The following is a 5,919-nucleotide window of genomic DNA, read 5'->3' on the forward strand; positions in this document are numbered from 1 at the left end:
CCGCCGCGAGGACCAGCACCGCGACAAACAGCAGCATGATCAGGCCTCCGCCCATCATCATGCCCATCATGGGGCCACCCATCATCTGGCCCATGCAATCGCCCGCAAAGCCCGTGCCGGGGCCGTCTACAGTTCCGTTCATGTCGAACTCCTTATGTGTTGGAAAATTTCACGGACCACGAGGCAGACTGCACCCGTGGCCAGTATGGGGCTGAGGGTCACCGCGAGAATCGCGATGGCGGCCACCAACGTATCGACGAACACGTCCGCGTGCTCATTCATCGGCATAAACGGCCACGCCGTCCGGTCCGAAGGCATAGGTTCGCAGGGTGCCTGTCTTCTCGGGGGCCATCCCTGGCGCGTTACCGGGCATACCCGGGAGGGTGATGCCGGTGATGTCGGGGCGTTCCTCCAGTAGCCGTTCGATGATTTCAGACGGGACGAGACCGCTGACGACATAGCCGTCGATCATGGCGAGGTGACAGCCGATACCCCGCTCGGGCACGCCCATCTCGACAGATCTTTGGTCGAAATCCCAGTCGTCGATCACATTGACCGCAAAGCCTTCGGCACGCAGATATTCAGCATAGGCATCGCAGCAGCCGCATCCGGGTGCGCGCCAGATGGTCACGGGCTCGGCACTTTGTGCGGCTGCGGATGCGACAAGGGTCGGGCGGGTATCGCGATCGGTCGCGACAAAGACGGCTGTGGCTGCGCCTGCGATCCCCAGCGTTATGACAAGTATCTTTTTCATGGTCGGTGTTCCTTTCTCAGATGGCCGCGAGGGTCACCCAAATGGTGCCCCCGTCCCGGCTGTGTTGCAGTTTGGTCGCGGAGATGGCGGCGATGTGGTTGGGGTCTGCCGGATCAACGGCAAGCGCCTGTGCGTGCAAGTCAGACCTGTTCTCCCAAGCCACGCCGCCATCTGCGGAGGCCCAAAGTCCTGAAGACAGGGCGGCGTAGAGCCGTTCCGGTGCGCCATGAGTCGAGACCAGCGCGCTGACGGGCTCGCCTTCAGGCAACGGAGCTCCCGGCGCGGGCGACGTTCCCGCGACCAGCGCATCACCGTCGAAAGCCAGCGCAGAGGTTGACGTGCCCCCGGCCCGCGCCCTCTGCGTGGGTAACAGCCCGGCGGCCCCCACACCGCCAAGTATGGCAAGGACGCCGCGCCGGCTAAACGTCGGTGTGTTTTCAGAGCTTGCATTCAGCATTGCGTTCTCCTCACGCCACACGGATCACACCCATCATCCCACCCGCCTGATGCTCGAGGATGTGGCAATGGAACATCCAGTCGCCCGGATTGTCGGCGACGAACGCGATCTCGACACGTTCACGCGGGGCCATCAAAACCGTGTCCTGCCATTCACGATGCGCCGTGGGCGTCCCGTTGCGGCCGATCACGCGGAAGGAATGGCCGTGCAAGTGGATCGGGTGATGGAACGCGGTGGCGTTGGTCATGGCGATGACGTGAGACGCATCGCGTTCCAGTACCAGCATCGGGTCGAGGATATGCCCTTCGGCCGCCATGCCGTTGACGAACCAGATGCCGCCGTCGTGCATCCGGTTCATCATCCCGCCGCCCATCATCCCACCACTTCCGGAAAGGCCCATCTGGCGCTCGACCATCCCGCCCATCATTCCACCGGTGAAAGTCACGTCGTGACGGCGGGCGCGGGCGAGGTCCGGTTCGGGCAGCGGATTGGGGGCCAGCGCCATGTCCCAGTCGGGCGGCGCATCGCGCAGGGGCGTCTCGGAATAGGCCAGATCGACCACTTCGAAATTCCGGTCCGAGAAGAACCGGTCGGTGATCGTCAGCGTCTCACCAGGCGCGCCCGTCATGTCGATCATCAGATCGACGCGCATGGCCGGGCCGATCACCACCCATCCGCGCGCGTGCTGTGGCGCATGTGGCGTGACGGGTTGGCCGTCAAGTGCGATGACCTGCGGCGCCAGTTCGCCGAAGTCCAGCGCGAAGATGCGGGCATTGGCGGCATTGATCAGACGCAGACGGACCCGTTCACCCGCCTGCACTGGAAGCGCATCCGGCACGCGGCCATTGATCGTGACGGTATTGCCCAACCGCCCGTCGTGGCTCATATCGTGGAACCCGCCGAAGTCTTCAGCAATCCCGGCCTCTTGGGTCAGCCGCCAGTCATCGAGCACCCAGACCATCTCGCGGTCCGCGCGCGGCGGGTTTGCCTCTTCGATGATCAACGCACCGTAAAGCCCGCGCCCGACCTGCTCGAAGCTGCGCTGGTGGGGGTGATACCAGAATGTGCCGGCATCGACCGCCTCGAACTCGTAGGTGAACGTCTCGCCCGGCGCGATCGGGGCCTGGGTCAGATGCGGCACGCCGTCCATGGCATTGGGCACCCGTAGCCCGTGCCAGTGCACGGTTGTGTCCTCGTCCAGCGCGTTCGCGACCGCGATGCGCAGCCGATCGCCCTGCCGCACCCGGATCTCGGGGCCCGGAACAGCGCCGCCATAGCACCAGATGTCAGTCTCGCCCCAGGGTTCGGGAACAAGCCGCGCCCGTCCCGGGGCGGCGCGCAGGGTGAAGGGCGTTGTAGTGTCCGCCCAGGCCGGGCGCACAGAAACTGCTGCACCTGCCGCAGCACTACCGGCCAGAAAGCCGCGGCGCGACAGCGCCGGTGTGAATGTCGATTTCATGTGTCTGTCTCATCTGATCTCTACCATCGGGGGTCGCGCACAGGTCGCGCGATCGAGTGCGCCCCGATACCGTTCGGGTTCCGGGAGACACAGTCCGACTGTCACGAAAACGCTGTCGTCAGCGCCCGTGGCGTCGGATCAGATGAGGGGCCGGGGTGGGAACGGATCCGGCGGCGCCCGCAGGCCATGCGGCACGGTCATGCTCAGAGGGCGGTCCTGACGAAGGATCGGCATCTGGAATTCAAGAGACATGGAACCCGTCAGGGTTACCACAGCGGGGGCAGTGCAATCGAGGTCGCACACTGTCGAGTCTGCGGTACCCTCGCCATCTGTCGGACAGCCTTGGCAATCCTCCATGGCCAGCGCGTTGCCATCCATCAGGGCCATGTCCAGCGCCATAGTATTGGCACTTGCCGCATGCGCGATGTTTCCCGCAGCGAAAACCGCAAGAAAGGCCAAAAGCAATATTGAGGAAAAGCAGCGCAGGATTGAACAGTAGATTGAGCGAGAGTGCGTGTCCAGCCACGACCCCGTGCCCCGTCGCGTTGCGACGATCTGTCCTTTGGGGCACACCGCTTGCATCAGCATGGCTCTTTCTGTGAAATCACAGCCAGATCCTCGAGGATCGGACAATCTGGCCGGTGATCACCCGCACAGCTTTCGATGAGGTGGCCGAGCGTGGTGCGCATCGCCTTTAACTCGGCGATCTTCGCGTCGATATGGTCCAGATGCTGTTGGGCGATCTGTTTGACATCCGATCTGGCGCGCTTGTTGTCCTCGTACAAGGCCAGAAGCGCGCGGCAATCCTCTATGGTGAAGCCGAGGGAACGGGCGCGCCCGATGAAGCTCAGCTTGTGCAGGTCCGTAGCTCTGAAACGGCGATAGCCGTTGTCGTCGCGCGCCGGGGTCACGAGGCCGATATCTTCGTAATATCGGATGGTCTTGGCGGGCAGGCCCGTGGCGCGGGCGACGTCTCCGATATTCATGGCGTGTCTCCTATTCTGCCGGGGCTGGTTGGGCTGCGTGCGTATTATTTGAGGTGCCTACGCGCTTGCCTTCATCCATCGCCGGGCGCAATCTGCGCAGGCGCAGCGCGTTCGACAGCACGAAGACCGAGCTGAGCGCCATCGCCCCCGCCGCCAGAACCGGCGACAAGAGCAGCCCAAAGGCTGGATAAAGCACACCCGCTGCCACCGGAATGAGCGCAGTATTGTAGCCGAAGGCCCAGAACAGGTTTTGCCGGATGTTGCGCATCGTGTGACGGGACACCTGAACGGCGTTCACCACGCCGCGCAGGTCGCCCGACATCAGCACCACATCGGCGGATTCGATGGCCACGTCGGTCCCGGTACCAATCGCGATACCGACATCCGCATGGGCCAGCGCGGGCGCATCGTTGATCCCGTCACCGACGAAGGCTAACCGGACCCCACCCTCGCGCAACTCGTCCAACGCGGTCACCTTGCCATCCGGCAGTACACCCGCGATCACCGTGTCGATCCCGACCTCGCGCGCGATAGCCTCCGCCGTCTCGCGCTTGTCGCCGGTGATCATTGCCACGCGCAGGCCCATGCCCTGCAGGGACCGAATCGCTTCGGCGCTGGCGGATTTAACCGGATCGGCCACGGCGATTACGGCGACGATCTGACCATCGATCGCGGCATAGAGCGCGGTACGTCCCTTTGCGGCGAGGTCCGCCTCCGCCTTGGCAAGGTCGCCGGTGTCCAGCCCCTCACGTGCCATCAAGCGATCCGCCCCGACCAGCACGTCATGTCCCGACACGCGGGCACGCACACCGTAGCCGGTAATCGATTCGAAACCCTCCGCATCAGCGCGCGCGGCCCCTTCGGCCTGCGCCGCACGGACAATCGCCTCGGCCACGGGATGCTCGGACTGGCTCTCGACCGCGGCAATCAGTGACAGGACTTCGTTGCGATCGAATTCGTCGGCCAGTAACAGTTCGGTCATTGCAGGGCGTCCCTCGGTCACCGTGCCGGTCTTGTCGAGCGCCACCACATCGACGGAGGCCAAGGATTGAAGCGCATCGCCCTTGCGAAACAGCACACCCATTTCCGCCGCGCGTCCGGTGCCCACCATGATCGAGGTCGGCGTCGCAAGCCCCATGGCACAGGGGCAGGCAATGATCAGCACCGAAACTCCTGCGACGAGCGCCAGAGTTACGGCAGGGTCCGGCCCTATCGCCAGCCAGATCGCCACGGTGAGCGCGGCCCCGGCCATGACGACCGGCACGAACCACAAAGTGATCCGGTCAACCAACCCCTGGATCGGCAATTTGGCACCCTGCGCCTCTTCCACCATGCGGATGATCTGCGCCAGCGTCGTATCCGCGCCGACCCGCGTCGCGCGAATGTGCAGGCTCCCCGACCCGTTGACCGTGCCGCCGGTCACCGCATCGCCTTCGGCCTTGGCCACTGGCACGGGTTCACCGGTGATCATGCTCTCGTCGACATAGGCCTCGCCTTTTGTGACTTCGCCGTCCAGCGCGATGCGTTCGCCGGGACGCACCAGCAGGGTGTCGCCGACACGGATGTCGTCAATATCGACATCCTCTGCCTCGCCATCGCGGATCACGCGGGCGGTGCGGACCTGCAGCCCCAACAGCCGCTCGATTGCCGCCCCGGTCCGGCCCTTGGCGCGGGCCTCGAGCCAGCGACCCAGAAGGATCAGCACGACGATCACGGCGGCCGCCTCAAAATAGACCGCGCGCACGGCCTCGGGCAGAAGACCCGGCAGGACCGTCGCCACCACGGAATAGGTCCAGGCCGCCCCGGTGCCAACGGCGACCAAGCTGTTCATGTCCGGTGCCCCGCGCAACAGCGCAGGAACGCCCTTGGCAAAGAACACCCAACCTGGCCCCGCGAGGATGAGCGTCGTCAGCACGAACTGGATGTACCAGCTTGCCTGATGCCCGATCGTCCCGGCGATCAGCTCATGCACGCCGGGGATCACGTGGCTGCCCATTTCGATCAGAAACACCGGCAGCGCCAGCAGGGCGGCGATCATGGTCTTGCGGGCGATCAGGCGTGCGTCCTCTTCTTTGCGGGCCACCGCCGAGAGGCCCTCGCCCGCCTCTGCCATCTCGGCCGGATAGCCAGCCGCGCTCGTCGCAGTTAAAAGTTCCTGCGGGGTCACGACCCCGTCGGCAATAGTCACGGTTGCGCTCTCGGAGGCCAGGTTCACGTTGACATCCAGAACGCCGGGCAGCGCGCCGAGCGCGCGGTCCACCCG

The 5,919-nt window shown here is 64.7% G+C and carries 6 protein-coding genes; all 6 read right to left on the minus strand.

Features of this window, described 5'->3' with window-relative positions; genetic code table 11:
- Positions 1-274 precede the first annotated feature (274 nt).
- Positions 275-754: a DUF411 domain-containing protein gene (locus BHD06_RS22130; RefSeq protein WP_080459111.1), complete on the minus strand. Its 480-nt coding sequence runs from the start codon at positions 752-754 to the stop codon at positions 275-277.
- Positions 755-770: 16 nt separating this feature from the next.
- The gene (locus tag BHD06_RS22135; RefSeq protein ID WP_139784854.1) at positions 771-1,211 is read right to left on the minus strand and encodes a hypothetical protein; all 441 of its coding nucleotides are present in this window, start codon (positions 1,209-1,211) and stop codon (positions 771-773) included.
- A 10-nt stretch (positions 1,212-1,221) separates the two neighbouring features.
- Positions 1,222-2,670, minus strand: coding sequence for a multicopper oxidase family protein (locus BHD06_RS22140; protein ID WP_080459113.1), 1,449 nt, complete (start codon positions 2,668-2,670; stop codon positions 1,222-1,224).
- A 138-nt stretch (positions 2,671-2,808) separates the two neighbouring features.
- On the minus strand, positions 2,809-3,069 hold the full coding sequence (locus BHD06_RS23400; protein ID WP_217805718.1) for a hypothetical protein: 261 nt from the start codon (positions 3,067-3,069) through the stop codon (positions 2,809-2,811).
- Positions 3,070-3,251: 182 nt separating this feature from the next.
- Positions 3,252-3,656, minus strand: coding sequence for a Cu(I)-responsive transcriptional regulator (gene cueR / locus BHD06_RS22150; protein WP_080459115.1), 405 nt, complete (start codon positions 3,654-3,656; stop codon positions 3,252-3,254).
- A 10-nt stretch (positions 3,657-3,666) separates the two neighbouring features.
- Positions 3,667-5,919 (minus strand): heavy metal translocating P-type ATPase (locus BHD06_RS22155; protein ID WP_080459116.1); only part of this gene is annotated, 2,253 nt, incomplete at its 5' end.

Origin of the sequence: Roseovarius sp. A-2, assembly GCF_002072155.1 — a bacterium.
In the GTDB taxonomy this organism is placed as follows: domain Bacteria; phylum Pseudomonadota; class Alphaproteobacteria; order Rhodobacterales; family Rhodobacteraceae; genus Roseovarius.